The organism is Aromatoleum sp., assembly GCF_035254505.1.
Taxonomy (GTDB): domain Bacteria; phylum Pseudomonadota; class Gammaproteobacteria; order Burkholderiales; family Rhodocyclaceae; genus Aromatoleum.
This window is the reverse complement of the sequence record NZ_DATFAO010000109.1, coordinates 44,140-68,612: the sequence shown is the minus strand read 5'-3', so window position 1 is coordinate 68,612 and position 24,473 is coordinate 44,140. Positions and strand designations below refer to the sequence as shown.

Genomic DNA, 24,473 nt, shown 5'->3' with positions numbered 1-24,473 from the left:
CGAGGAATCCGCGACGCAACCCGGCCGCCCTTCTCAGGGGGCCGGGCATCACGTCACATCATTCCGAGGGTCTTCGGCAGCCAGATCGTGAGGGCGGGCCAGTAGGTCACGACAATCAGGAAACCGAGCATCGACAGCAGCCACGGCCAGACGGCCACGGTCAGCTCGGTGATGCCCATCTTGGTGATGCCGGAGGCGACGTAGAGGTTCAGGCCCACCGGCGGGTGGCACATGCCGACTTCCATGTTCACCACCATGATGATCCCGAAGTGCACCGGGTCGATCCCGAGCTTGACTGCGACCGGGAACAGGATCGGCGCAAAGATCAGCACGATCGACGAGGGTTCCATGAAGTTGCCTGCGAGCAGCAGGATCACGTTCACCGCGAGCAGGAAGGCCACCATCCCCAGGCCGTGCCCCAGCATCCATTCCGACAAGGCCTGCGGAATGTTCTCGCTCGTCATGATGAAGGAGAACAGCACCGCGTTCGTGATGATGTACAGGAGCATCGCGGACATGTTTGCCGAATTGAGCAGTACCTTCGGCACGTCCTTCAGCGACATATCCTTATAGACAAAGACGGCAACGACGAAGGCATAGACAGCGCTCATCGCGGCCGCTTCCGTCGGCGTGAAGATGCCGGTGTAGATGCCGCCCATGATCAGCACGATCAGGAACAGACCCCACGCCGAATCCCGGAACGCCTTGACGCGTTCGCCGAAGCTCGCCTTGGGCTGGCGCGGGTAATCGTTCGACTTCGCACGCCACCAGGTGACCCCGCCAAGCACGCCCGCGAGGGCGATGCCCGGTATCACGCCCGCCATGAACAGCGCGCCGACCGAGGTGTTCGTCGCGACCGAGTACATCACCATGCAGATCGACGGCGGGATCAGGATGCCCAGCGCCCCCGAGGTGGTGATGACGCCGGCACCGAACTTGTTCGGGAAACCCGCCTTCGTCATCGCCGGCAGCAGGATCGCGCCGATTGCGACGACCGTGGCCGGGGAGGAACCCGACACCGCCGCGAACAAGGCGCAGGCCAGCACCCCGGCCAGTCCGAGGCCGCCGTACCAGTGCCCGACCATGGACGAGGCAAAGTGGATCATCCGCCGCGCAACGCCGCCGTGGGTCAGGAAATTGCCCGCCACGATGAAGAACGGAATGGCCATGATTTCGAACTTCTCGATGCCGGTGAAGAGCTTCAGCGCCACCGATTCGAGCGGCACCTGGGTCATCGTGAAGAGAAAGGTCAGAACGGTCAGGCCGAGCGAAATCGAGATCGGCATGCCGGTCAGCATGAGGGCCAGCAAGAGCCCGAAAATTACCGCAGCGTTCATTTCGCCCTCCCGCCGTCGTCGGCACGCGCACCTGTCTGCGCAGCGCCCGCACTCCTCAAGTCGTGCGGATGCAGGTTGTCCTCGAGCGCATACCCGTCGAATTCGGCACCGGGGCCGGCATCCTCCAGGCCGTCCACGTGGCCGTGGTCGTGATGCGGCAACTCGCCCGTGCGCCAGAAACCCAGCGCGACCTGCAGGAAGCGGAAGCACATCAGGCTTGAACCGAGCGGAATGGCGCTATAGACGATCCAAGTCGGCCATTCCAGGTCAGGCGTCGTGGGCCCTTCCAGCACATCGTCGAGCGACAGGCCGGCAAGCTTGAAAATCGCGTAGTGGGCGCCGTTCTCCCAGACGAAGCGGCCGCCGAGCGTCGCGACGATGCCCGTGAAGAGTGCCCCGGCCAACAAGCCCAGCAGGATCAGCTTGGCCCGGCGTTGCGGCGAAAGCCGGTTGATCAGCACGTCGACGCCGACGTGAATGCCGGTGCGAACACCGTAGGCTGCACCGAACTTCGCCATCCACACGAACAGGATGATCGTCAGCTCCTGCGCCCAACTCAGGTTGATCGACAGCAGCCAGTCCTGCAGACCGGGAATGGCCAAACCCGAGGCATAGCGATGCACCACGGCCACGAAGGTCACGACGGTCGCCGTGCCGATCAGGAACGTGATGAGCCATTCCTCGAGATGATCTAGGAATTTCATCGGAATCTCCGGAAGGTAACGGGCGAGCGGCCCCGAGGCCGTGTGCAGGACCTGCGCACGGGTGGCCGCCCGACGGGTCTTGCCGTCTCAGTTCGACGCGACGGACGCAGTTTCCTTGCGCACGGCATTGATGACGTCCTTGCCGATCCGGCTCGCCATCTCGTCCTGCACCGGAGCCATTGCCTTGATCCAGGCCGCCCGCTCCTCCGGCGTTGGCGTATGCACGTCGGTCTTGCCGGTGGCGCGAATGGCCGCCAGTGCCTTGGCGTCGTCCTCGGCAGCGACCTTTGCGTTGAATGCGGTGGCATCCTTCATCGCCGCCTCGAGCTCGCCCCGGATATCGGCGGGCAGCTTTTCCCAGAAGCCCTTGTTCACGACCACCACGTAGCCGCTGTACGTGTGATAGGTCAGCGTCACGTACTTCTGCACCTCATGCTGCTTCTGCGTGTAGAGATTGGACAGGTTGCCGTCCGCGCCATCGACAACACCGGTCTGCAGCGCCTGATAGACCTCGGAGAACGCCATCGTCTGCGGGATTGCGCCGATCGACTTCATGATCGACTGATTGACCTTCGACGAATTGATCCGGAGCTTCTGTCCCTTCGCCTGATCCGGCGTCTGGATCGGTTTGTTCGAGCTCAGCACACGAAAGCCCGCGTCCCAGAATGACAGGCCCATCATTCCGCGGCCTTCGAGCTTCTTCAGCAAGGATGCGCCGACCGGGCCCTGCGTCACGCGGTGCAACGCCGCTTCGCTCGGGAACATGTACGGCAGGTCGAACACCTCGAATTCCTTCACGCCGGCCGGCCCGAACTTGCCCGCGACCGGCGCGAGCATCTGCACCGAGCCCATCTGCAAGGCCTCGAGCTCCTCCTTGTCCTTATAGAGCGTGCTGTTTGCATAGATCTCGACCTTCACCCGGCCCTTCGTGCGCGCCTCCGCCTGCTTCTTGAAGTATTCGGCGGCCTGCCCCTTGGGCGTGTCCGCCGCCGCCACGTGCGAGAACTTGATGACGATGGGGTCCTGGGCGGCCGCGAGGCCGGAGAAAGTAATGCCGATGGCGGCGGTCAGTGCATAGAGGGTTTTCATTTCGAGTCTCCTTGGTGTGTTGAATCCGTTTCGGCCGTCGTCCATCTGTGTGGCGGACCGGAATACGTGGCGAAAGGCAAAGGGGGCAGCTTCACGCCGCCGGACGTACGAACACCTCGCCGCTCAGCAGCGGTCGGGCAGATGTCACGAGGGATGCGGCATCGATGACCGGCACGCCTCCGTCGGAATGGGCGGCCAGCCGAAGCTCGCAGCTCATCTGCCCGGAGGGGTGCTCGATGACGATGCGCCGCGGGGCGTTCTCATCGATTTCCGCGAGTTCCTCCGCCACCGTATCGGGCGTGTGGCACGCGGCCGCCAGCGCCAGCGCGCCGGTGGCGGCATGGACCGGATGGCAGCTCGACGGCACGAAATAGCGCGACACGATGCTGCCGCCATGGCGCGGCGATGCGATCATCGCAATCTTGGGCACGCCGCGATCCGGCGACACGGCAAGGCCCATCCGCTCGGCCGCCGCCACACGGATCTCCTCGAGGCGCGCGAGAAAGACCGCATCGCCATCGAGTTCCTGCTTGCTTTCGTGACCGCTCTTGCCGAGCGACGCCGCCTTGACGAACACGATTGGAATCGCAAAGTCGATGCACGTCACCGGCATGCCCGCGACGACATCCTGAGCATTGCCGGTCGGCAGCAACCGGCCGGTCTTCGTGCCCGCCGGATCGAGAAAATTGAGGGTGATCGGCGCGCTCGTTCCCGGCACGCCATCGAGATGAAACGTCCCGCTGTAGGTGACCTGGGCTCCCGGCGTCTGCACGATGGCCTCGACCAGCTTGCCGCTGTTGATGTTGAGGATGCGCACCCGGGTGGCGGGGCTCGACGCCTTCACGAGCCCGCGTTCGAGCGCGAAGGGTCCCACCGCTGCCAGCATGTTGCCGCTGTTGGGCAGCACATCGACCAGATCGCGGGCCACCGACACCTGGGCGAAGAGATACTCGACGTCGGCATCCGGTCGCCGCGAGGGCGCAACGATCACGACCTTGCTGCTGAGGTCGTTGCCGCCGCCCATGCCGTCGATCTGGCGCAGGTCGGGCGAGCCCATTGCCGCGAGCAGCAGCCGGTCGCGGGCCGCCGGATCCTCCGGCAGATTTTCCGCCAGGAAGAACAGGCCCTTCGACGATCCGCCACGCATCAGCACGCAGGGTATGTGATCCACTTGCCGGTCTCCTTATTGCACGTTCTGCTGTTTTGTGAGGCAATGTTAGTGATCGGACAGTGATTACTGAAATGCAATGAATGTCGATTTTGTTGCGCTTTCAGCATAGATCAGAATGTACGCGGACACTGCAACCCAAGGGATTCACCGATGAAGATCGATTTCGACGGAATACAAGCGTTCGTGGTCATCGCCGAACTGGGCGGCTTCAGCAAGGCAGCCGAACACTTGCATGTGACGCAGACCGCCTTGACCCGCCGCGTGCAAAAACTCGAGTCCTATCTGGGACTCAGGCTTCTCGACCGCACGACGCGCTATGTCGAACTCACGGCAGTGGGACGGGAGTTCCTGCCGCAGGCGAAAACGATCGTCGGCGAGATGACGCTCGCGGTGGGTCGGCTGAAGGATATGTCGAAGCATGCCCGCGGCAGCTTCACGCTCGCCTGCGTGCCGACGATGGCATCGCACGTACTGCCAGCCGTGATTCGCCGCTATATGGAGTCCCATCCGGGCAATCGGGTACGCCTGATCGACACCACGGCGTTCGAGGTGCGGGACGCGGTCCTGCACGGGCAGGCCGAAATCGGCATCGGCATCCCCACCGAACGCCATCCCGAGATTCTGGAAACGCCGCTGCTGGACGAACCCTTGATGTTCTTCTGCCGCCAGGAGCATCCGCTCAGCGACCGCAAATCGGTCACGTGGTCGGACATGCGCGAAACCGAACTCGTCGTCGTCAGCAGCATGACCGCCACCCGCGTCTTCATGGACTACCAGCTCGCCAAGCGCGGCATCAGCCTGAACGGCGCGTATGAAGTCCAGCACCATGCGACCGCCATCAGTCTCGTCGCCGCCGGCGTCGGCACCGCGATTCTTCCCGCATCGACGCTCGAGGAAGGCGCGCGCCCGGGCGTATGCCGCATTCCACTGACCAGTCCCGTCGTGAAGCGGAAGATCACGATCCTGCGGCGCAAGAACAACTCCCTGTCGCCGGCGGCGAATGCGTTCTTCGAGTTGCTGAAGGACTATGCCCAGGGAACGCCGACGCAGGAATGAGTCCTGCGGCTCTATGCGGATCAAGCATTAATCGCCCTCTGTTTTGCATTTCCCGCAATTTTTCGCACTCCCTAGAATCCGCCCCGTATTCGCCCACCGTGACGGCGAATCGGGCACGCCCCATTGAGGCGTGATGAAAATTCGAAGGAGGAGCAGAAATGAAAAACAAGATTGGTTTGGGCATCCTGTCCGCGCTGGTCGCGGGCCAGTTCGTGCCGAACGGATCCCAGGCCGCAGAGAACGGCCATGAATTCGACCTGAAGCTGCGGGGCATCTATTGGCAGGATGAGAGTACCCCGCTGCCGACGGCGAAGACGCCGAATCCCAAGGCCAGCGAATTTGAACAAAGCGCGCTCGGGCTTCAGCTCAACTACCGTTCGCCCTACTTCGGCAACTTCATCGGCGTCGACGCGTCGCTGTATGGCGTCTCCCGGATCGACAGCAGCGGCGTCCCCACGACGAATCTGGTCGAAGTCGGCAATGACGGGCAACTCAGGGATTCGTACGCCACGCTCGCGCAGGCCTACGTCAAGCTCAAATACGACGACTTCGCCCAGGCCCGCGTGGGACGCCAATTGCAGAGCAGCCTGCTGCTGAAGAGCAGTTCCACCCGGGTCGTCCCTGACACCTATTCGGGGATCAGTGCGTCGATCAGTCCGATGGCCGACCTGAAGGTCTATGGCGCCGTCTACGACCGCTGGCGCGCGCGCAGCACCGACGATTTCGTCAAATTCCGCACCGAATCGACCGCTGCCGGCGTGGATCACGACATCGATTACGTCGGCATCGTCGGCGCCGCCTACTCGGCGGGACCGATGTCGGTGACGGCCGAATACCTGAATTCAAAGAACTACCTGTCGAAATTCGGGCTCGTCGGCGCCTACAAGATTCCGCTGGACAAGAATTCGCTCAAGCTATCCGCGGGCCTGTTCACTTCGCGCGACGCGGGAAAACTCTTCGTGTGCGGCGCGGAGAAGGAGTTGGACTGCACCGGGACAGGGCGAATCGACAACGACGGCCTGGGCGTCTATCTCGACGCGGACTGGAAGATCAGCAACTTCACTCTTGGCGCGGCCATTGCCAAGTTCGACGGATTTTGGATCGAAGACAATTTCGCCGTCGATTCATCGCGAACCGGCAAGCTCACGCAGGACCATGGCACTAACCCGTTCCCGACGTCCGCAGCCCTCGGCCCGGACTTGACGAACGACGGCGAGACCGTCGGCTCGGTACGCATCGCCTACGACTGGAAGGACTACGTCCCGGGGCTGAAAACCGCGTTCAAGTATTCACGCGGAACCGGTGCGAAACGCAGCAACATCGACAGCGACGCCCGCGGAAGCGAGAACTACCGCGAGTTCGACGTTCAGTACGCGCTCCCGTTCGTCAAGAACCTGAGCGTTCGCTACATGTACCTGAATTACGATGGAAACATCGAACACGGCACCAACCATCCGACGATCAAGGGAATCCCGCGCTCGGATTGGGAGCAGCATCGGGTCTACGTCGATTACACGTACAAGTTCTGAGCGGACCGCAAGACATATCATCGAGGCGCAGAAGTACCGGGCCGTTTTCTTGGCGCATCAAAGCCAGGAAGCAAAACGCCCCTTGTCGATCGGCGGCCGGGCGAGATGCCAGATCCTGATCTTCATGTCGTCTTCCTGAAAAAAACGGCCGGCGCACACCACCGCGCGCCGGCCGACAAGGGAGGACTGCAAACAAGACTCAGCCGCGGGCTCGGAGCCGCGCGAGGTTCTCCAGCACCGACTCGGGCTTCTGCTCGCGTGGGATTTCGGCGAAGTAGAACTGTCGCGCCCCACGGACCGGAATTTCGCCACCGTCCCACAGCGGCCCACTGACGTCGAGCCCGGTCGCGACATCCGCACCCTGCAGCGCCGGCGCCGGGCCGATCAGCGCCTGGACGTCGTCGATTGCCGGCTGTGCCGCAAGCGGCGCAGCCCCCAGGCGCAGCGCCACCGACCAGCGATAGTGACGAGCGACGTTGAGCACCGGGCGGTAGCGTTCGACTTCGAGCGGGCCGAAGCGCGCGTCGTCGTCGCGCTCCTCGAACAGCAGGCCGGCGACGTCGAGCTGCGACACCGAGCGCAGCACGTCGGCGACGTACATCGCCGCATCCTCGATGCCGTCCCCGTCGAGCTCGACGTCCTCGCGCCCGGCAAGCACGTTCGCGCGGTACAGCCAGTTGCGCGGCGACGGCATCGCGAGCACGAGCGGGACCTGGCCGCGCAGGTGCGCGACGACCGCCGCCAGCACCTCGGCGAGGATCGCGCGCGGCGGCTCGACCTCGAGCCACTTGCGCAGCGGCCATGCGAGGCGCCGCTTCGCGCCCAACTCGGCCTTGAGCTCGGGGTGGCGGACGAGCCAGGAGTCGTACAGCCCTCCCAGCTCGACCACCGCCACGTCGGGACGCAGCAGCCCGTGCGCCTGCGAGAAGTACGCCAGGTACTGCGCCGCGCCGGCCCAGGGGTCGCCCCCGTCGCCGAGCAGCAGGCGCATCGTATAGTCAGCGGACTTCAGCCATACGCGCACGCTGCCGCCGCCCGTGCCACCGGGCAACAGGTCGGCGAGGGGCTGGCTCATTGCTTTTCCTCGGCGAGCGCACCGAGTTCCGCCAAGCGGGCCTCCAGCTCCTCGATGCGCACGTCCTTCGGGTGGCGCATGTAGTTCGGACGCGGCGTACTGGCATCGCGGAAGGTGTCGACGTCGCCCATGTAGAGCTTCTCGACGTCGTCGCCCCAGCAGCCGAAGTACTGCAGATAGGGCGGCGGCACGTCGCGGTTCCAGCCCTTGACGAATTCCGCGTAGGGCACGCCGCGCGCCTTGCGGGCCTGGCGTTCGGCATCGCGTGCGGCCTGCGTCGCGTCGTGATTGATCGCCAGCGTCACCGGGTCGAACTTGACCTTGTAGAGGCGCTCGGCGACTTCCGCCGAGATCAGCCCTTCCTCGATGTCGCGGATGACACCGGCCGGATCACGCTCCAACAGGTCGCCGTAGCCCGCACCCGCCCCCTGCGAGATCATGAAGAGCTCGCCGCGCTTGGAGATCTCGAAGCCCATGCCCATGTGGTGGGTCGTGTAGCTCGCGCCCTCGAACGGCCGCTCGTTCATGATCTCCGCGATCGAGTGCTTGAACTTCTCCGGCTCGTTCAACAGCACGTCGTACACATCGACCCCTTTGACCTTCGACAGCGGGTAGGCGCCGCAGGCGTAGCCGCCGAAGAGGCCCTGCAGCGGCGGGAACTTCGCGCCCTGGCAGACCGTCATGAAGCCCCACTGCTCGCTGTCCTTGGTCGCGACGATCATCGTGTAACCCTGGCCGCCGCGGTACTTGCCCGGGGCGATCGCGTCGCGCGTCATCTTCTTCGACACGAGCTGCAGGAAGGGCACGTCCTCCTCGTTGAGCTCCTGCTCGCCGATGTCGGCCATCGTCGCGAAGATCGGCGCCAACGCATGCTCGCCGTCGCGGTCCACCGTCGCGCCGGCGCCCATGCCGTTCAAGTCCGCGCACAGGTTGCCGAGCGTCTCGCCATGCTGGCTCACGCCGCCCCAGATGAAGGTGTTGATCATGTTGAAGGTCGGCGCATGCACCTTCGTGTACTTCTCCGGGCAGCTGTAGAGGAACTTCGCGACCGCGTGCTGGCCGGCGGTGAAGCCGGTGAAGATCGACATCAGGCTCTGCGAGTTCGGCGCCGCGTAGGAGCAATTGACGATCGAGGCCGGATCGGTGATCACCTCGATCGGCGCGAACGCCGCCTGGCCGCGCGGCAGGTCGGGCCACACGTAGCACAGGAAGACCTGCGCGAGCATGCCCTTCAAGCCGGCGACGATCGTGTTGGTCGGCCGATTCGTGAACTCCGGCGCGGAGCCGCGGAAGTCGAAGATCAGCCGGTCGCCGGTCTTCGTCAGCTTGCAGTTGATCTTGACCAGGCAGTTCTCGCGCAGCGTCGAGTCCTGCATGATGTAGGTGCGCACGGTCATGTCCGGCCATTCGCTGATGCGGCGCTTCACTTCGGCACGGACGTTCTCCATCGTCAGGCGCAGCGTCGAGACGAGCGCGTCGGGGCCGTCGGTATTGAGCGTCTCCTCGATGCGCTGCTTGATCCGCAGGCAGGCGAAGAGCTTGACCTTCATGTCCTCGTACTGGAGCTTGGGCTCGCGCACCGAGTTCTGCAGGAAGGTCAGGATGTCGCGCTTGATCTCGTAGTTCTCGACGACCTTGAAGGGGCTCATCTTCAGGCCTTCGTCGCACGGGCTCTCGGCCATCGACGGCATGCCGCCGGGCTCGATCGCGCCGTTCTCGCCCTCATGCACGGTGGAGGCGACCCAGCACACCAGCTTCCCCTCGTGGAAGATCGGCAGGATCATGCTTTGGTCGGTGTTGTGCACGTTGCCGTAGCGCGAGTCGTTGTGGATGAAGCCGTCGCCTTCGCGCACGCCGACCGTCGGGTCGTTGATCCAGTTCTTGATGATGAACTTGATCGGGTGGTGCACCAGCGCGGAGAAGATCAGCACGCCGCCGGCGCTGGCGATCGCGAGGTCGCCCGACGCGGAATACACGCCGGTGATTACGTCGCCCCACTTCGCGCCGGGCGCCGCGCCCATTTGCTCGACCATCTCGTAGCCTTCGTCGCAGCCGGACTGGATGCGGTCGCGGATCTTCGCGATGGTGTGGGCATCGCTGACCTTGGCGATCGCCTCTTCTTCGAGGGGCGCCCGCGGCATGAGGTCGTGGTTCTGCATGATCTCGGGATCGGGCCCGAGGAAGAGCGTGTTGTCGCTGAGGAATTTCTTGATCAGCGCCAATTCCTCGGCGCTGGGCGTCTTGGCCCTGACGGGCGTAGCGATGTCGTTCATGTTCATTCCTGTCTGATAGGTCGGTCGTTGGATGTCCGCAGGCTCAGGCGCGCAGGAACCACGAGGCGCCCTGCCTGGCCGCGACGAATTTCCAGCCCGGATTCACGAGGAAGGTGGTCACTTCGGAGGCGATGATCGCGGGGCCCTCGATCTGCACGCCGGGTTCGATCGCCGAGCGGCTCCACACCGGGGTCTCGAAGGCGCCCTCGTGCCCGACGAAGTAACACTTGCGGGTACTGGCGGGCTTGGGCGGCGAGCGACGCTTGTCCTCGGGCACCGGCTTGATGTCCTCAAACTGCACCGTCTCGTGGCGCACGAAGGCCGCGACGCGGATCGTGTTGATGCGGATACCCGCCTCCGGCGCCTGCGAGCCCTCGCCGAAGCGCTTGCCGTAGTCGTTGGCGAACTGCTCGATGATCGCCAGCACGTCGGCGACACCGTGCATCTCGTGCTTCGGGATCACCGCCGTGGTTTGCACCAGCTGGTTGCCGTAGCGCAGGTCGAGCTCGAGGTTGTGGCAGATCTCCTCACGCGGGATGCCCTGGCGGATCAGGTCCTGCGTACCCTGCTCCTTCAGGTCGGCGACGATCTCGTTGAAGCGCTCGTAGTCATCGAAGAGCTTCAGCGAATTCGAGTCGTACAGCACCATGTAGAGCGAAGTCTCGTGGATGTGCAGCTGATGCATGTTGCCGGCGCCGACGGCCGAGAACACCGAGCTCAGCGGGGGCGCGAGGATCTTGTCGATGCTGAGGTTCTGCGCGATGCCGCAGCAGTGCAGCGGGCCGTTGCCGCCGTAGGCGAGCATCGTGAAGTCCTTCGGGTCGTAGCCGCGCGCGCGCAGCTCCGTGAAGAGGCCGTTCGCCATGTTGTCGTCGACCTTCTCGCGGACCAGCAGCGCCGCCTCGATCACCGAGCAGTCGAGGTCGTCGCACAGCGCATCCTCGATCGCGGCCGACGCGCGCCGCGGGTTCAGCGGGATCGAGCCGCCGGCGTAGTTCTGCGGATCGAGGTAGCCGAGCAGCAGGTCGGCGTCGGTCACGGTCGGCTTCATGCCGCCGCGGTCGTAGCAGGCCGGGCCGGGGTCGGAGCCCGCGGACTCCGGGCCGCACTTCACGGTGTCGTACATGCGGTCGTAGCTTGCGATGGAGCCGCCGCCGGCGCCCAGCGTCACGAGGTGCACCATCGGCACGGACACCAGCCAGCGGTCGATGACCGGGTTGAAGTCGTAGTGCTTGATGCCACCATCGACGACAATGCCGATGTCGTAGCTCGTGCCGCCCATGTCGGTCGCGACGACGTTGCCGAGGCCGGCCATCGCGGCGAGGTGCTCGGACGCGCCGATGCCGGACACGGGACCCGAGTGGATGGTCTGCAGCGCGTCGGTGGAGTTCAGCTGCGCCATGCCGCCCGAGTTGTGGATGACGAGCATCGGCTTCTCGTAGCGGTGCGCGCGCAGGTTCTGCTCGAGCGCCGAGAGCGCGTGGTACATCGTCGAGTGCAGGTAGCCGTCGACGATCGCCGAGGTCGCCCGCACGTACTCGCCCTTGCGGCCTGCGACCTGGTGCGACAGGATCACCGGGATCGCGCCGAGCAGGTGCGACGGGTATTCGTCCAGCAGGATCTCCTCGATGCGCTGCTCGTGCGCGGGATTCACGACCGAATTGACCAGCGCGACGACGATGATCTCGGCACCGAGGTCGACGAGCGAGCGGATCTGCGTGCGCACGTCGTCCTCGTCGAGCGGCATCACCAGCTTGCCCTGGAAGTCGACGCGCTCGCGCACGCCGCGGATCATGTGCGGCAGCACCAGCGGATCGGGGCGCTGTGCGTTCGGCATGTCCTGCTGGCCCATGTTGTCCAGGCCCTCGCCGTAGCCGCGGGCACGCGACAGCGGCACGGTGGCCTCGTAGCCCGCGGTCACGAGCATGCCGATCTTCGGCCCCTTGTGCTCGATCAGCGCGTTGGTGCCGAGCGTGGTCGCGTAGCGCACGGAGTCGACCTGCGACAGGATCTCCTCGAGCTCCAGGCCCAGCACGTGGTAGGCCTTGCTCAGGGCTTCGTTGAAGCCCAGCGCCAAATTGTGATGGGTGGTCAGGGCCTTGGCTTCGATGTACTTGCCGTCCCAGACCACGAAACAATCGGTGAAGGTGCCACCGATATCAACTGATACTCGCCTCATGCTATCTCCTCGATTCCTTTGGCGCCCCTGCCGGGGCTCTGGCTCAATGGTTATGACCCTTGCCGGCGGTGACGGCGGGACCGGTGACGGGCTCGGCCAGCGCTTCGCGCTTCGCCCACTGCGCCTTCAGCGCGGGCAGGTCGGGCTGCATGTCATGGAGCGGCGGATGGCCGGGGATCGCGTACTCGGTCTCGACCATCGTTCCGCAGTGCGGGCAGTAGTACTCGAGGATGCGCACCCACTCCGGGTCGGGGCTGAAGGTGAAGCGGTACTTGTCCGGGTCGATGATGGGCGGATGGATTTCGCGCGGGTCGCGGTTGTGAACCAGCATCCCCTCCTTGTAGCCCTTGGTCGCCGGGCCCACGACGTGGTCGCAGACGCGGCATTCCCACTGCTCGGTGTCGAGGTCGATGCGCAGGTATTCGGTCATCTGTACTTTCATGATCTTTACGCCTTTCTCTTCAGCAAAATGTCGCCCGCATCGCTGATGACGAAGCTCCAGCCATCCAGCACGCGGCAGGTAAAGTAGTCTTCCTCGAGGATCGCCGGTCCCGCGGCGTGGTCGCCGGGCGAGAGCTGCGAGAGCTTGTAGACCGGCACGTCGATGCGGCCCTGGCCACGCGTGAGCACGTTGCGCACGCCGTCCGCCTGCGCAGCGGCGCCCTCGACGAACTTCGCCGCCTTGCCGGCCTCCTCACGCATCGGCTTCACCGCGGTGAGTTCGAGCTCGACCGACCGCGCCTTCGCAAACTCGGGCGGGAAGGCCACGTGATCGGACACCGGACGCGACACCTCCTCGCCCTCGGCGATCTCGGCGACCAGACGCGCATGCACCTCGAATTCACCCTCGCCGAAGCCTTCGGCGAACATGTCGCGCGCAGCCTTCACCTTGAGCGCCGCCAGCGCGTCGGCCACGGCCTGGTCGCTGCGCTCCTCGATCGCCACCGCATAACGCTGCGACACGTCGCAGGAGCCGATGCCGAAGGCGCTGAACACGGCGGCGAGTGCGGGCACGGCCACCGTGTCGATGCCGGCCTTCTCCGCGACGCCGCAGGCATTGAGCGGACCCGCTCCGCCGAAGGCGAGCAGCACTGTCTCGGGCGACACCTTCGTGAAGCGGTGCAGCTCGACGGCGATCTTGTCCTCGTACGCGTGCTCCATCTGCAGCAGCGCCTCGTCGAGCGAGACGCCGAGCGGCTGCGCGATGTTCAGCGTCACCGCGGTCGCGGCGCGGTCGAGGTCGAGCGCCATGCCGCCGCCGAAGTAGGACTTCGGATCGAAGATGCCGGCGAGCAGGCTCGCGTCGGTGATCGTCGCCTCCTTGCCGCCGCGGCCGAAGGCCGCCGGCCCGGGCACCGCGCCGACGCTCTCGGGACCGATCGCGATACGGTGATTGACTACCTTGAAGATCGAGCTTCCGCCCGCGCCGGCGCTCATGATTTCGCACAGCGGGAAGGACACGCTGATCCCTTCCACGTGGCCGCGTCGCACCTCGGCGACCTTGCCGTGCAGGCACTGGCCGATGTCGGTCGTCGTGCCGCCGACGTCGATCGCGACGACGTCCGGCATGTCGTACAAGCGTGCGAAGGACTTCATCCCTTCCATGCCGCCGCGCGGACCTGAGCTGTAGGTCTTGATCGCGACCGTCTTCGCGACGCGCGAGGCATCGCCGTCGTTGCGGAAGATCAAGAGCGGATTCTTCGTGCGGAAGTCGCGCAGACGGTTTTCGGCGTTGAAGAGGAAGGCTTCCATCGCCGGATGCAGGAAGGAGTTGATCAGCGCGGTCCAGGTGCGGCGCACGACGTCGCGGTCGGTCGTCAGGTCGCTGCCGTAGAGCACCGGCACGGCGCCCAGCAGATGGCGCGGGTAGCGGCGCAGCACGACCTTCTTGCAATGCGTCTCGATGTCCAGGAAATCGGCACCGTCGAAGCTCACGACGAGCCGGTTGGCGCCGGCAGCGGTCAGCTGGTTGATGGCCTTGACGACTTCGAGGTCGGCGTCGCCGGACTTCACCGCCTGGCCGTCGAGCATCGCCACGCGGTCGCCGACCAGCGCCTCATACACCTCGGGATCGTGCTCGGCGAGCCGGACGGGCAGGTCGCGCGCCGCCTTGTCGAGGATCAGGCCGAGACGCGGCCCCTTGCGCTCGCAGATCGCGTTGGTGCCCTGGGTGGTCGAGTAGCGGATCAGATCCACTTCCTCGAGCAACCGGCTCACGTTCTGCTCCCCGTAAATCACGCCCGATGCCTTTTGCAGCCCCTCGAAGAAGCACTTGCTCAGGTCATACGGCGTCGTCAAGACCTTGGTCTTTTTCACGACGCCGTCGTGATTGATGCAGATATCGGTGAGGGTGCCACCGTTATCGATGTTTATTTGCAATCCCATATTGCGTTACCTCCTTTTCCAACGGACGCGAATGATCTCGGTTGAATCCTTTTTCGGGACGCGAATGGCGTTTCGTGAAGCTTGTGCCATTTATCTTTCCGATGTCACCCGGGAATCCGCTGCGCCATCGGAAGAGTCTCCGAGACAGAATTAGCAACGGCTGTGCCAATAGGAAATAACGCCTCGATTAATTTATATATATATGTTTTTATTGATTTTTATATTAATCAACGACAAGCACGGACCCATTGCGCGCGAATTACCGTCCGGATTCCGGATCGGCGTCCGAATGTCGGAAGACGGCAATCGAACCGGTCCAATTCGTCGCATTGCGCGACAAATAGAAATGGGGCAGTCAGCGATCGCTGAACTGCCCCATCGGAGATATCGTCCGGCCTTCAGGCCGGATTGCGTTTAATTGCGGCTGCCGCGCACCGAATCCACCAGCGAGTCGAGCTCGAAACGCTTGAGCTTGAGATACAGCGTGCTCTTCGCGATGCCCAGCGCACGCGCCACGGCCGCCATGTTGCCGCCGTGATTGCGGATCGCCTTCAGGATCGCGTCGCGCTCGGCGTCTTCCAGACGATTGCCTTCGGCCGCGACCTGCTGCGGCTCGGCATATTGGCGCGACGCCGATTCGACAGGCGTTGCACCCCTGCCGAGGATCTCCGGCGGCAGGCACTCGTCGCCCAGGATGTGATCGGGCGCCGTCAGCAACATGCTTTCCATCACGTTGCGGAGTTCGCGGATGTTGCCCGGCCACGCATATTCCTGCAGCGCTTCCAGCGTGCCCGGCAGCAGCACGCCCTTGCGCACGCCGTGCTGCTGGGCGAGACGTTCGAGGTAGAAGTCGGCGAGCAGCGGAATGTCGCCGATCCGTTCGCGCAGCGGCGGAATGTGCACGCTCGTGACGGCGACCCGATAGAAGAGGTCCATGCGGAAACGTCCCTCTTCCACCTCCTTGCGCAGGTCCCGGTTGGTCGCCGCGATCAGGCGGAATTTCACTTTGCGCGGCTTGTTTTCGCCCAGGCGATAAACCTCACCCTCTTCCAATACGCGCAGAAAATGCGGCTGCAGGTCGAGCGGCATCTCGCCGATCTCGTCGAGGAAGAGCGTGCCGCCGTCGGCCGCTTCCACCTTGCCGATCATGCCGCCGCGGCGTGCACCGGTGAAGGCGCCATCGGTGTAGCCGAAGAGTTCGCTCGTCAGCAGTTCGCGCGAAAAGCCGCCGCAGTTGAGCGCGACGAAGGGGGCGTCTTTCGCACCGCCCGCCTCGTGCATGCAGCGTGCGAACACATCCTTGCCGACGCCCGTCTCGCCGAGCATCAGCACCGGCACGTTGGAACGCGCGAGCTGGCGTGCACGGGCGACCGCTTCGAGCGTGTTGCGGCTCTGTCCGATGACACGCGCAAAGGCTCCCTTGTCGGATGCCAAACCCGATTCCCCTTCCTGCAATCCTGCCGCCACAAAGCTCGTGGCGGAACGGCTGGGCAGCGTCAGCAAGGTGCCGATGCGTTGCCCGTTGTGCATCACCGGCGCCAGCCACTCGGGCTTGATCCAGTCCGGCAGCTTGTCCGGCACGCCATCGCCGCGGGCCACGCCGAGCGACAGGTCGCCGAGCGTCAGGCCGCGCCGACCGCCGATATCCTCGCCGAGCCCCACCAGCACCGTGGAGGCGCGCTCGTTGGCCTTGATCGGTTGCCCGCGCCGGTCGATGACGATCAGCCCGTCCGCGGTGCTCGTCGTCAGGTTGCGCATGCACTGTTCGAGCAGCCGATAGCGATAGTCCATCTCGATGCGAGCGAGCCGGTTCTCGATTCGGCCCGCGGTCGTCACGACCAGCGCCAGGCTGTGGCGGTTGTAGGTGCCATTCAGGCCGGACACGTCGATCACGCCGAGAATGCTGTTGTCGTACGGATCACGGATCACGGTCGCCGAACAGGTCCAGCGCTTGATACCCGCGCAGAAGTGCTCGGCGGAATGGATCTGCACCGGCTGGCCGAGCGTCAGGGCCGTGCCGATCGCGTTGGTGCCGCAGGCGTTCTCGCTCCAGTCGCTGCCCGGCAGCAGGTGCACGTTCTCCGTTGCGCCCCGGGTGGCCGTCGACGAGTCGCCTTCGAGGTTCAGGACCGTCCCGTTGTGATCGGTCAGGACCATCACGGTCCCCGTCTCGGACAGGAACTCGCGCGCCTCGGCCATCACCGGGGTGCTGGCGTTCAGCAGTTCCTGGTGTTCGGTACGCAGCGAATACAGCGAATGCTCGCCGAGCGGCGCCGGCGCCTGGAAGCGGCTCGGGTCCACGCTCGCGTCCAGGCAGCGCTTCCACGAATCGTCGATCAGGCGCCGCAGCGCGTTGCCATGAGCCCGCTCTCCGTTGAGGAAGCGTTCCCACGACTGCATGATGCGTCCGTCATTCTCGGGCCGCGGGAACAACTGGCTGCGCTGACTGACTTGCATTGACCACTCCTCCTTCGTCTCTGTGCGTCGACCGTTGCCTTGCCGCGTGCGGCTCAGGCTCTGTCGATCTCTTTTGGTCTTTCCGCCGGAGCGGCATTTCAGCCGCCGAACCGCCGTAGAGGAGCATCAGCAAGCGCCGTGCCATCACCCAGACGAATCGCAATCCCTGACGATTTATCACTTTAGCACTAGGATCTGCGGGCCGCGCCCTGCTTGGAGCGTCCGACCGTCCGGCGGCACCGACCGAAAATCGGACGCCGACCGTCCGATTTTCGGTCGGAGGAATCCGGATCGGGCGCCTTTTCGCCATCGAGCCAGATATCCGAGCCAGATTCATGCCGGTAAAGCCCCGGAACGGCGGCGCTCCGACTGCCCCCTGTCGGCAGACCGGAGCGCCGCCCCGCTTCGCGCGGGCTTACTTGCCGCCGCCCGTCGCCACTTCCTCGAGCTTGCTGAGCGACACGTCCTTCTCCTTCACGCCCTTCGGGTTGGCCTTCATGTTCGACGACCAGGTCGTGGAGTGATTACGCTTGACGTCGATCACGTGGCCCACGACCGGCATCACCGCCTTGTAGCCGTCGTCGCCGACGTCGGGGCGGTTCTGGAAGATCATGAATTTCCAGAACTCACCCTTCTGGTCATACATCTCGCCCAGATACGGCCGCGGGAAGTCGACTTCCATGTACACGACCTTCTTGCTGTACGGGTGCTCGGCCGGCGGCGTGCCTTCGACGACATACACCTCGCGCGGCTCCCACTCGATGTTCTTCGCCGGGAAGAAGTATGGTGCCTCGCTCAGGCCCACCGACGGGAACTCGCCGGGCGTGCCTTCCTTGCTCCTGTCGACGCTGACAAGTGGGCTGTGCGCGATCGCGAGCACCCAGCGCTTGGCGACGAGCTTGTTGGCGCGGTACTTCGTCGGGAAGGCATCCCAGATATCCCAATCGTCATAGAGCTGATCGGTGCCGCCGATCGGGTCCATCCACGCGCCGCCCGACAGGCGACGGGTGCGCCGCACCGACTTCAGGTAGGCCCAGGTGTCGTCGGGCTTGGCCGAGGTCGAGTCGTTGTAGCGGATCGAGAAGGTGCCCAGGCCGCGGATGTCCTGCGGGCTGGTCGCGAAGAGATAGGTCTTCTGCGCGATGTCGCCGTCGCCCTCGGCGATCGGGCCGCCATCGAGACGCCCTTCCATGTAGTAGCGCCGCGACTGCCAGCGCTGCACGCGCTCCACGCCGTTCGCGCCGCTGATGAACACGAAGGAGATGTCGCGCAGGTCCATCGTCGCGCCGTAGGTCGCGGCACGCAGGTTCCAGATGATCTTGTCGCCGGCGTTCGGGTCGTCGAGCTTGATCGCCTCGGGCGGGAACAGCATGCCCGCCTTCCAGCCGCTGACGGTGCGCGTCGCCGGGTCGAACTTCACGTCCTTCGCGTATTCCTTGGTCGCCTGGACGTACTTCGGGTCCATCTCGATCTTCTTCGAGTGCGCGATCTTGATCGTCAGCCCGAAGTTCTTGATCATCGTTTCGAGCTTCTCCGGGACCATGCTGGCGATGGTCTTGCCCTCGAAGGTCTCGTTCTTGATCTTGTCGTAGTTGTCCTTCGTGATCACGAAGCCCGGCTGCAGTTCGCCCGCGGCGGCGCTACCGGCGAGCAGCGCAAGGCCGCCCGCGAGGCCGAGGACGCCGGCCGAGCGGCGCAGGGTGCTGGATGATGCGTTCATCTCATGTCTCCTTGGTGATTAGAACTGACGGGTCAGACGGAAAGTCAGCTGGTTGTTGTTGGCGAAATAGCCGAAGAGCTGGGTCGAGCGATTCGGATCGAGCAGGAAGTTCGACTTCCCCGTGTTCCAGAAGAGGTCCGCCTCGATCTTGGCGCGCCAGTTGTCGCCGAGGACGAGATCCACCGCCGGGATCGCGAAGCCGCCGCCGTGCGTGAGGTCGAAGCCCACCGCGAAGCTCGGGTTGATCGTGTCGCTCTTGTAGTTGAGGACCGTGAAGGCCGTGAGGATCGTGTTGTGCTCGGTGAGCGGCGCGCCGAAGGCGAAGAGGCGCGCGAGATCCTCGCGCTCACGGAAGTTCTGGATCCACGTGTCGAAGAGCTGCACCGACGAGAACGACGGTCGGTTGGTGCCGAGCCACTTCTCGAAGTGGATGTTCTTGTCGGCGCGCAACATCACCGTCACGACGTCCTTCTGCTTGATGCCGTTGAGGCCCAGCAGCGGTCCGGTGCCGACGTTGTAGGCCTGGTCGATGGTGTAGGCGAGCTCGGCACTCAACACCGAATCGAGCGGCGCCGAGTAGCCGCTGATGGTCGCGCCGATCACGTCGATCATCGGATGGATCAGATCGAAGACCGGGCCGGTCGGCGCCTTCTTCCACGGATTCGCGGCCGAGTTCGCGACCGGGTCGGCCGAGAAGGACTTGATGTAGGCGAGCGAGTAGTTCACCGGGCCCGCCGTGCCCGCCCAGCGCAGGCCGCCCGTGACCTGGTCCTGGTCGCCCTTCGGATGGCTGCAGTCCTTCTTCGTGATCGCCGTCAGGTCGAAGCCGCGGTAGGGCTGGAAGAACCAGCGCCCGCCCTGGATATCGTAGGTGTTGCCGATGTCCTCGCAGCCGTCGAGGCCGGGGCGCACGAAGGCATGCAGCTCGCCGTCCGCCTCGGGTACGTCGACCTTCACGGAGCCGAGCCACAGGGGTTTGCGCCATTCCTCGTTCTCGCCCTCGAAGAACAGGCGCCACGACAGGTCGTAGCCATGCACGACGTCCATCGCGTGGAAGAAGTCCGACTCGCCCCATACGATCTGCTGGCGGCCGAGTCGGAAGGTTGCACGGTCGCCGACCTTGAACTCGCCCCAGAACTCGCGCATGTCGAGCCGGTTATAGTTGTCGAGGATGTCGTGGTCGTCGCCGCCGGTCGTGCCGTTGGTCTTGCGCAGGCGCTCCAGGTCGCGCAGGTAGTCGGTCTTCGCCTCCTGGTCTGCGCGCGCGATCGCCTTCCACTTGATCGGACCGGTCTGCGCGTCGGCGTCGAGCAGCAGCGAGCCGCGCAGCATCGAGGCCTTGCCGCTGTCGTTGGCCTTGGTCTCGGGGATGTTCTGCAGGTTGAACGCCGCCCAGCCGCGGACGTAGCCGCCGAGATGGAAGCTGTTGCCGCTGGAGTCCGCGTCCGGCTCCTCGGCAAACGCGGCGCCGCCGTAAATCGCCGCCAGCACGGCAGCGCTGACGGCCAGCCTTCGGACCCGACGGACATTGTGGTTTTTCATGAGTCTCCCTCCTGTTGTAGTGAGTGTGGGCACGGCATGTCTCCTCCGCGCGGCCGCAGGGGTCTGCGGCCGACGGTGGTTGAAACGCTTGTAGGGAAAGGGTCCGGATCAGGCGACGTTGGCGACGAGCGCGGGCTCGGATTCAACGGACTCCGCTTCGTCGGCGAGTTCGACCGGGTGGCGCTTGGAGCCGACGATGAACTCGGGCCGGAAGATGTAGACCAGCGCCGGCATCAGGAACAGCGCGGACGTCGCCGAGATGAAGAGCCAGATCGCGATCAGCACGCCCATGTCGGCCTGCAGCCGCAGCGAGGACATGCTCCACAGCACCACGCTGGTGATCAGCGTCAGCGCCGTGACCAGCACGCCCTTGCCGGCGCTGGCGATCGACTTCGCAATCGCACGGCCGACGTCGCGGTGGTGGTGCAGCTCCTCGCGGATGCCATCGACGATGTAGAAGGTGTAATCGACGCCCAGCCCGATGCCGAGCGCGACGACCGGCAGCGTGTTGATGTTCATGCCGATGCCCTTCCACGCCATGTAGCTGAAAGTCAGCGTGTTCGACAGCAACACCGGGATCATGAAGAACACGCCGGCCACGAGCGAGCGGTAGGTCACCATGCAGCACACGACGAGCACCAGCAGCGCGAAGGCGATCGCCTCGATCTGGCCGTTGAGGATCACCTCATTGACCGCCGCGAGCACGCCAACGAGACCGCCCGCCAGCATGAACTGAGCGTTCTCCATCGGATGCTGAGCGATGTAGTCCTTCACGCGCGCGATCGCAGTGCGAATCGTCTCGCCCTGGTGGTCGCGGAAGAACAGCGTCACAGCGCCGTTCTGCGCCTGCGCGTCGGCGAAGCGGTCCATGTCGCCCGGATCGGCGCCCGACACGAACATGTAGACCAGCTCGCCGTTCTCGTTGGCCGTGTTGCCGAGCTCCTGGTAGCGCGCGTTACCTTCGCGGATCACGCGCTTCACGGCCGGCAGGATGTCCGCGAGCGAAATGCTGCCGCCGACCTCCGGCTGCGCCTCCATGTACTTCTGGAAGCGCTCCATGCCTTCGAGCACCGCCGGCTCCTTCAGCGCGCCCTCCTGCTTGCCACCAACGACGACGAACATCCGGTCCGAGCCCTGGAACTTCTTGTTGATCGCTGTCGCGTCCTGGTTGTAGGTCGAATCCGGCCACAGGATCGGCGAGCCCGGATTCGCATCGCCGACCTTCAGCTTGAAGGCATACAGCCCGGACACGGCGAAGATCACCAGCGCCCCGAGCGCGACACCGAAGCGCGCCCGCGAAGTCACGACCGACGAGCACAGATCCAGAATCCAGCGCAGGACCGGCATGATGTTGATCGGATGGGCATGGCGCTTCTTCAGCCCGCACCACGACAACAACACCGGCGTCAGCACCAGCGCGCTGATCATGATCGACAGGATCCACGCGGTGCCGATGTAGGAGATCTTCTCCAGCATCGGGATCGGCGTCAGCGCGACGACCAGCACGCAGCCCGCGTCGGCGACCACCGCCAGCATGCCCGGCTTGAAGAGGTTGAGCAGGCTCGCCTTGGCCGCCGCCGCGGTGCTGGACGCGCCCGCCGCGACCTCGTCGTCGAAGCGCGACACAAGCTGCACCGAGTTCGACACCGCCTGCGCCGTGATCAGGAAGGCCACGACGATCACCAGCGGATCGAGGTGGAAGCCCATCAGCTTCGCGGCGCCCAGCGCCCAGGTCGCGCTGACGATGCCGGTCACGAGCGGCAGCAGCGTGCCGTGCCAGGTGCGCGTAATGAGCAGCAGCAGCAGCACCAGCGACGCCACCGTGATCAGGAAGATCTGCACCGTCTCGGTGAGGTAGTAATTCACCAGTCCGTACAGAATCGGCTCGCCGACGACCCGCACCAGCACCCCGTCGCCGCGTGCCTGGTCGGCGATTTCGGCGATCTGGCGGTAGGCCTTCAGGTAGTCGACCGCGCCGTCGGTGAAGTCCGCCGTGATCAGCGTCGCCTTCATGTCGATCGAGACATACGGCCCGTACACCAGCGGGTTGTTCAACACCGCCTCGCGCAGCACGCCGATCGCCGCGTCGTCCTTCGGCAGGTTCGGCCACATCAGCGGACGCGACTCGATGCCCTCGGTCGAGGCTCGCACCTCCTTCATCTTCTTCGACGCGAGCGACACGATCTGGTAGTTATCGACGCCCTCGACCTTCTGCAGCGCCTGCGTGATCTGCTGCACCTTCTTCAGCAGCGTCATGTTGAACACGTCGCCCTGCTCGACTTCGAGCATGATGCTGACCATGTTCGAGCCGCCGAAGGTCTGCTTGAAGCGGTTGTTCACCTCGACGTAGGGGTGATTCTTCGGCAACAGGTCGCTGAAGACCGTCTTCACTTCGATGTGGGCGGCGAGATAGCCCATCGCGGCGGTGATGCCGGCGATGAGGGCGAGCACGAACACCCGCCGTCGCAGGATCAGGTCGATGAAGCGTTCGAGCGCCTTGAACGTTGCGTTTTTCATGAATGGTTCCTCTGACGCGTTGTGGGGGGAGGCTTACTCGCGCCCGTAGATGCCAAGGTGGCCGTCGTCGATCACGGCGAGGTTCGCGCCGGCCAGGAAGAAGCGCTTGCCGGACTGCACGATCTGCGTGCGCCACGACAAGTCCTGCTCGGAGATGCGTCCGCCTTTCCAGTCGTCGCCGTTAGCCGAGCCTTCGACGCGCACGCCCTTGTCGCCGACTGCGACCCACTGCGCGCCGTCCCAGATCACGCTGTTGAGATGCTCGACCGTCGCGCGCGGCGCCTGCTTCCAGTTCGCCCCGCCGTCCGCGGTCACGAGCACGACGCCGGAAAGCCCGACCGCCGCACCGTGCTGCGCATCGCGGAAGTGCACCGACATCAGGCTGGACTTCACCGGGCTCGCCATCGGCACCCAGGTCGCCCCGCCATCACGCGTGCGCAGCATCTGGCCGAACTCGCCGACCATCCAACCGTCCTCGCCGAGGAAGAAGACGTCGTTCCAGGCCTGGTCCTTCTCCGGCATCGCCCGCACCCAGGTCTCGCCGTAGTCGCGCGTCAGCAGCACCGCACCGACCTCGCCGACCGCCCACGCGACGCCCCCCGAATAGGCGCGCACCTGCATCAGCTTGTTCGCGACTTCCGAACGCGGCACCTGCACTTCGCGCCAGCTCGCGCCGCCATCCGAGGTGACGATCACCGTCCCCGCATTGCCGACCGCGACCGCGCGCTCGTCGTCCCACGCCGAAATCGCCTGCAGGTGCGCGGGTGCCTTGTTCGGCTGGATTGTCCAGGTCTTCCCGCCGTCGTCGCTGCGCACGACCTTGCCGTAATAGCCCACCGCCCAGGCGACCGAAGGCGACGGCGTCGCGATGCCGTAGAAGACATCGCGACGCTCGATCGCCGGCGCCTGCAACACTGCGATCTGCGGTTCCCATTTGACGAAGAAAGCCGCGTACATCAGCCCGCCGATGATCAGCAGCGGCAGCGTGGAGATCACCGTGGCCGACACGCTGCGCGCGCCACGATTGAGTGAAAGCGCCGCGCTAGTCATGGCATACACCGATCACGTCAGACAGATTCCAATCGCGGCATGCCCCCACCGCCCCCTGCGCCGGCTCTCGCCGACGCGCCGATCGACCGTTGTCTCCAAGCATTTCTCTTCCTTTTGTCCGGGGAGCCGTACCGCGCGGCGACGACGTCTGCTGCGCCCGCGCCAGGTCCCGCATTTCGTTTTTTCGGGGCTTATCGACACCCCGCGCATCGCGTCCGGACGGAAGACCGACATCCCGCCAGCAGGCCGCGGCGAGCGTTCAGCAAAATGGGTGCCAACAAAAATCATTAAATAAACGTCTGATTTTTATTGGTATTTTCTGACATTGAAATTGCTGCGTAGCAGCAAGAAATCGCCGTGCGTCCGGATATCCTCCTGCGCAGCGGCCG

At 64.7% G+C, this 24,473-nt stretch carries 16 protein-coding genes; 2 read left to right on the top strand and 14 right to left on the bottom strand.

The window, feature by feature from the left end:
- Window positions 1–53: 53 nt before the first annotated feature.
- From VJ673_RS23980 to VJ673_RS23965, 4 genes are all read right to left on the bottom strand, one after another.
- Complete coding sequence (locus tag VJ673_RS23980) at window positions 54–1,337, bottom strand: TRAP transporter large permease (RefSeq protein WP_324128701.1); 1,284 nt, start codon at window positions 1,335–1,337, stop codon at window positions 54–56.
- Window positions 1,334–2,041 carry a TRAP transporter small permease gene (locus tag VJ673_RS23975; protein ID WP_324128700.1) on the bottom strand — a complete coding sequence of 236 codons (708 nt, stop codon included), beginning with the start codon at window positions 2,039–2,041 and terminating at the stop codon, window positions 1,334–1,336. The genes VJ673_RS23980 and VJ673_RS23975 overlap by 4 nt, the downstream gene beginning before the upstream one ends.
- An 87-nt stretch (window positions 2,042–2,128) precedes the next feature.
- Entirely contained in the window at window positions 2,129–3,130 is a 1,002-nt protein-coding gene (locus VJ673_RS23970; protein WP_324128699.1) for a DctP family TRAP transporter solute-binding subunit, read from the bottom strand.
- A 91-nt stretch (window positions 3,131–3,221) separates the two neighbouring features.
- Window positions 3,222–4,301 carry a 4-oxalomesaconate tautomerase gene (locus VJ673_RS23965; RefSeq protein WP_324128698.1) on the bottom strand — a complete coding sequence of 360 codons (1,080 nt, stop codon included), beginning with the start codon at window positions 4,299–4,301 and terminating at the stop codon, window positions 3,222–3,224.
- A 150-nt stretch (window positions 4,302–4,451) separates the two neighbouring features.
- On the opposite strand from VJ673_RS23965, the gene VJ673_RS23960 reads away from it, so the two are divergent.
- Window positions 4,452–5,357: a LysR family transcriptional regulator gene (locus tag VJ673_RS23960; RefSeq protein WP_324128697.1), complete on the top strand. Its 906-nt coding sequence runs from the start codon at window positions 4,452–4,454 to the stop codon at window positions 5,355–5,357.
- Between the two features lie 158 nt (window positions 5,358–5,515).
- Window positions 5,516–6,886 (top strand): OprD family outer membrane porin, encoded by a 1,371-nt coding sequence (locus VJ673_RS23955; RefSeq protein WP_324128696.1) that lies wholly within the window; start codon window positions 5,516–5,518, stop codon window positions 6,884–6,886.
- Window positions 6,887–7,085: 199 nt separating this feature from the next.
- Here the strand turns inward: VJ673_RS23955 and VJ673_RS23950 are convergent, their stop codons facing one another.
- From VJ673_RS23950 to VJ673_RS23905, 10 genes are all read right to left on the bottom strand, one after another.
- Window positions 7,086–7,961, bottom strand: coding sequence for a hypothetical protein (locus VJ673_RS23950; protein WP_324128695.1), 876 nt, complete (start codon window positions 7,959–7,961; stop codon window positions 7,086–7,088).
- Complete coding sequence (locus VJ673_RS23945; protein ID WP_324128694.1) at window positions 7,958–10,234, bottom strand: hydantoinase B/oxoprolinase family protein; 2,277 nt, start codon at window positions 10,232–10,234, stop codon at window positions 7,958–7,960. Before VJ673_RS23945 ends, VJ673_RS23950 begins: the two co-directional genes overlap by 4 nt.
- 43 nt (window positions 10,235–10,277) lie before the next feature.
- Window positions 10,278–12,413: a hydantoinase/oxoprolinase family protein gene (locus tag VJ673_RS23940; RefSeq protein ID WP_324128693.1), complete on the bottom strand. Its 2,136-nt coding sequence runs from the start codon at window positions 12,411–12,413 to the stop codon at window positions 10,278–10,280.
- Window positions 12,414–12,456: 43 nt separating this feature from the next.
- Window positions 12,457–12,855 (bottom strand): acetone carboxylase subunit gamma, encoded by a 399-nt coding sequence (locus VJ673_RS23935; protein ID WP_324128692.1) that lies wholly within the window; start codon window positions 12,853–12,855, stop codon window positions 12,457–12,459.
- A 5-nt stretch (window positions 12,856–12,860) separates the two neighbouring features.
- Window positions 12,861–14,798 carry a hydantoinase/oxoprolinase family protein gene (locus tag VJ673_RS23930; protein WP_324128691.1) on the bottom strand — a complete coding sequence of 646 codons (1,938 nt, stop codon included), beginning with the start codon at window positions 14,796–14,798 and terminating at the stop codon, window positions 12,861–12,863.
- A gap of 414 nt (window positions 14,799–15,212) precedes the next feature.
- Window positions 15,213–17,255 carry a sigma-54-dependent Fis family transcriptional regulator gene (locus VJ673_RS23925; protein ID WP_324128690.1) on the bottom strand — a complete coding sequence of 681 codons (2,043 nt, stop codon included), beginning with the start codon at window positions 17,253–17,255 and terminating at the stop codon, window positions 15,213–15,215.
- Window positions 17,256–17,670: 415 nt separating this feature from the next.
- A complete protein-coding gene (locus tag VJ673_RS23920) occupies window positions 17,671–18,975 on the bottom strand; it encodes a DUF1329 domain-containing protein (RefSeq protein ID WP_324128689.1) in 1,305 nt (434 codons plus the stop codon).
- An 18-nt stretch (window positions 18,976–18,993) separates the two neighbouring features.
- Window positions 18,994–20,517, bottom strand: a complete 1,524-nt coding sequence (locus VJ673_RS23915; RefSeq protein WP_324128688.1) for a DUF1302 family protein — start codon at window positions 20,515–20,517, stop codon at window positions 18,994–18,996.
- 108 nt (window positions 20,518–20,625) lie between these two features.
- Entirely contained in the window at window positions 20,626–23,034 is a 2,409-nt protein-coding gene (locus VJ673_RS23910; protein WP_324128687.1) for an efflux RND transporter permease subunit, read from the bottom strand.
- Window positions 23,035–23,067: 33 nt separating this feature from the next.
- Complete coding sequence (locus VJ673_RS23905) at window positions 23,068–24,084, bottom strand: WD40/YVTN/BNR-like repeat-containing protein (RefSeq protein WP_324128686.1); 1,017 nt, start codon at window positions 24,082–24,084, stop codon at window positions 23,068–23,070.
- Between the last annotated feature and the right edge of the window lie 389 nt (window positions 24,085–24,473).

Excerpts from the sequence above, each read along its gene's own strand:
- VJ673_RS23980 (WP_324128701.1), bottom strand. The coding sequence starts at position 1,337 with ATGAACGCTGCGGTAATTTTCGGGCTCTTGCTGGCCCTCATGCTGACC.
- VJ673_RS23975 (WP_324128700.1), bottom strand. The coding sequence starts at position 2,041 with ATGAAATTCCTAGATCATCTCGAGGAATGGCTCATCACGTTCCTGATC.
- VJ673_RS23970 (WP_324128699.1), bottom strand. The coding sequence starts at position 3,130 with ATGAAAACCCTCTATGCACTGACCGCCGCCATCGGCATTACTTTCTCC.
- VJ673_RS23960 (WP_324128697.1), top strand. The coding sequence starts at position 4,452 with ATGAAGATCGATTTCGACGGAATACAAGCGTTCGTGGTCATCGCCGAA.
- VJ673_RS23955 (WP_324128696.1), top strand. The coding sequence starts at position 5,516 with ATGAAAAACAAGATTGGTTTGGGCATCCTGTCCGCGCTGGTCGCGGGC.
- VJ673_RS23950 (WP_324128695.1), bottom strand. The coding sequence starts at position 7,961 with ATGAGCCAGCCCCTCGCCGACCTGTTGCCCGGTGGCACGGGCGGCGGC.
- VJ673_RS23945 (WP_324128694.1), bottom strand. The coding sequence starts at position 10,234 with ATGAACGACATCGCTACGCCCGTCAGGGCCAAGACGCCCAGCGCCGAG.
- VJ673_RS23940 (WP_324128693.1), bottom strand. The coding sequence starts at position 12,413 with ATGAGGCGAGTATCAGTTGATATCGGTGGCACCTTCACCGATTGTTTC.
- VJ673_RS23935 (WP_324128692.1), bottom strand. The coding sequence starts at position 12,855 with ATGAAAGTACAGATGACCGAATACCTGCGCATCGACCTCGACACCGAG.
- VJ673_RS23930 (WP_324128691.1), bottom strand. The coding sequence starts at position 14,798 with ATGGGATTGCAAATAAACATCGATAACGGTGGCACCCTCACCGATATC.
- VJ673_RS23925 (WP_324128690.1), bottom strand. The coding sequence starts at position 17,255 with ATGCAAGTCAGTCAGCGCAGCCAGTTGTTCCCGCGGCCCGAGAATGAC.
- VJ673_RS23920 (WP_324128689.1), bottom strand. The coding sequence starts at position 18,975 with ATGAACGCATCATCCAGCACCCTGCGCCGCTCGGCCGGCGTCCTCGGC.
- VJ673_RS23915 (WP_324128688.1), bottom strand. The coding sequence starts at position 20,517 with ATGAAAAACCACAATGTCCGTCGGGTCCGAAGGCTGGCCGTCAGCGCT.
- VJ673_RS23910 (WP_324128687.1), bottom strand. The coding sequence starts at position 23,034 with ATGAAAAACGCAACGTTCAAGGCGCTCGAACGCTTCATCGACCTGATC.
- VJ673_RS23905 (WP_324128686.1), bottom strand. The coding sequence starts at position 24,084 with ATGACTAGCGCGGCGCTTTCACTCAATCGTGGCGCGCGCAGCGTGTCG.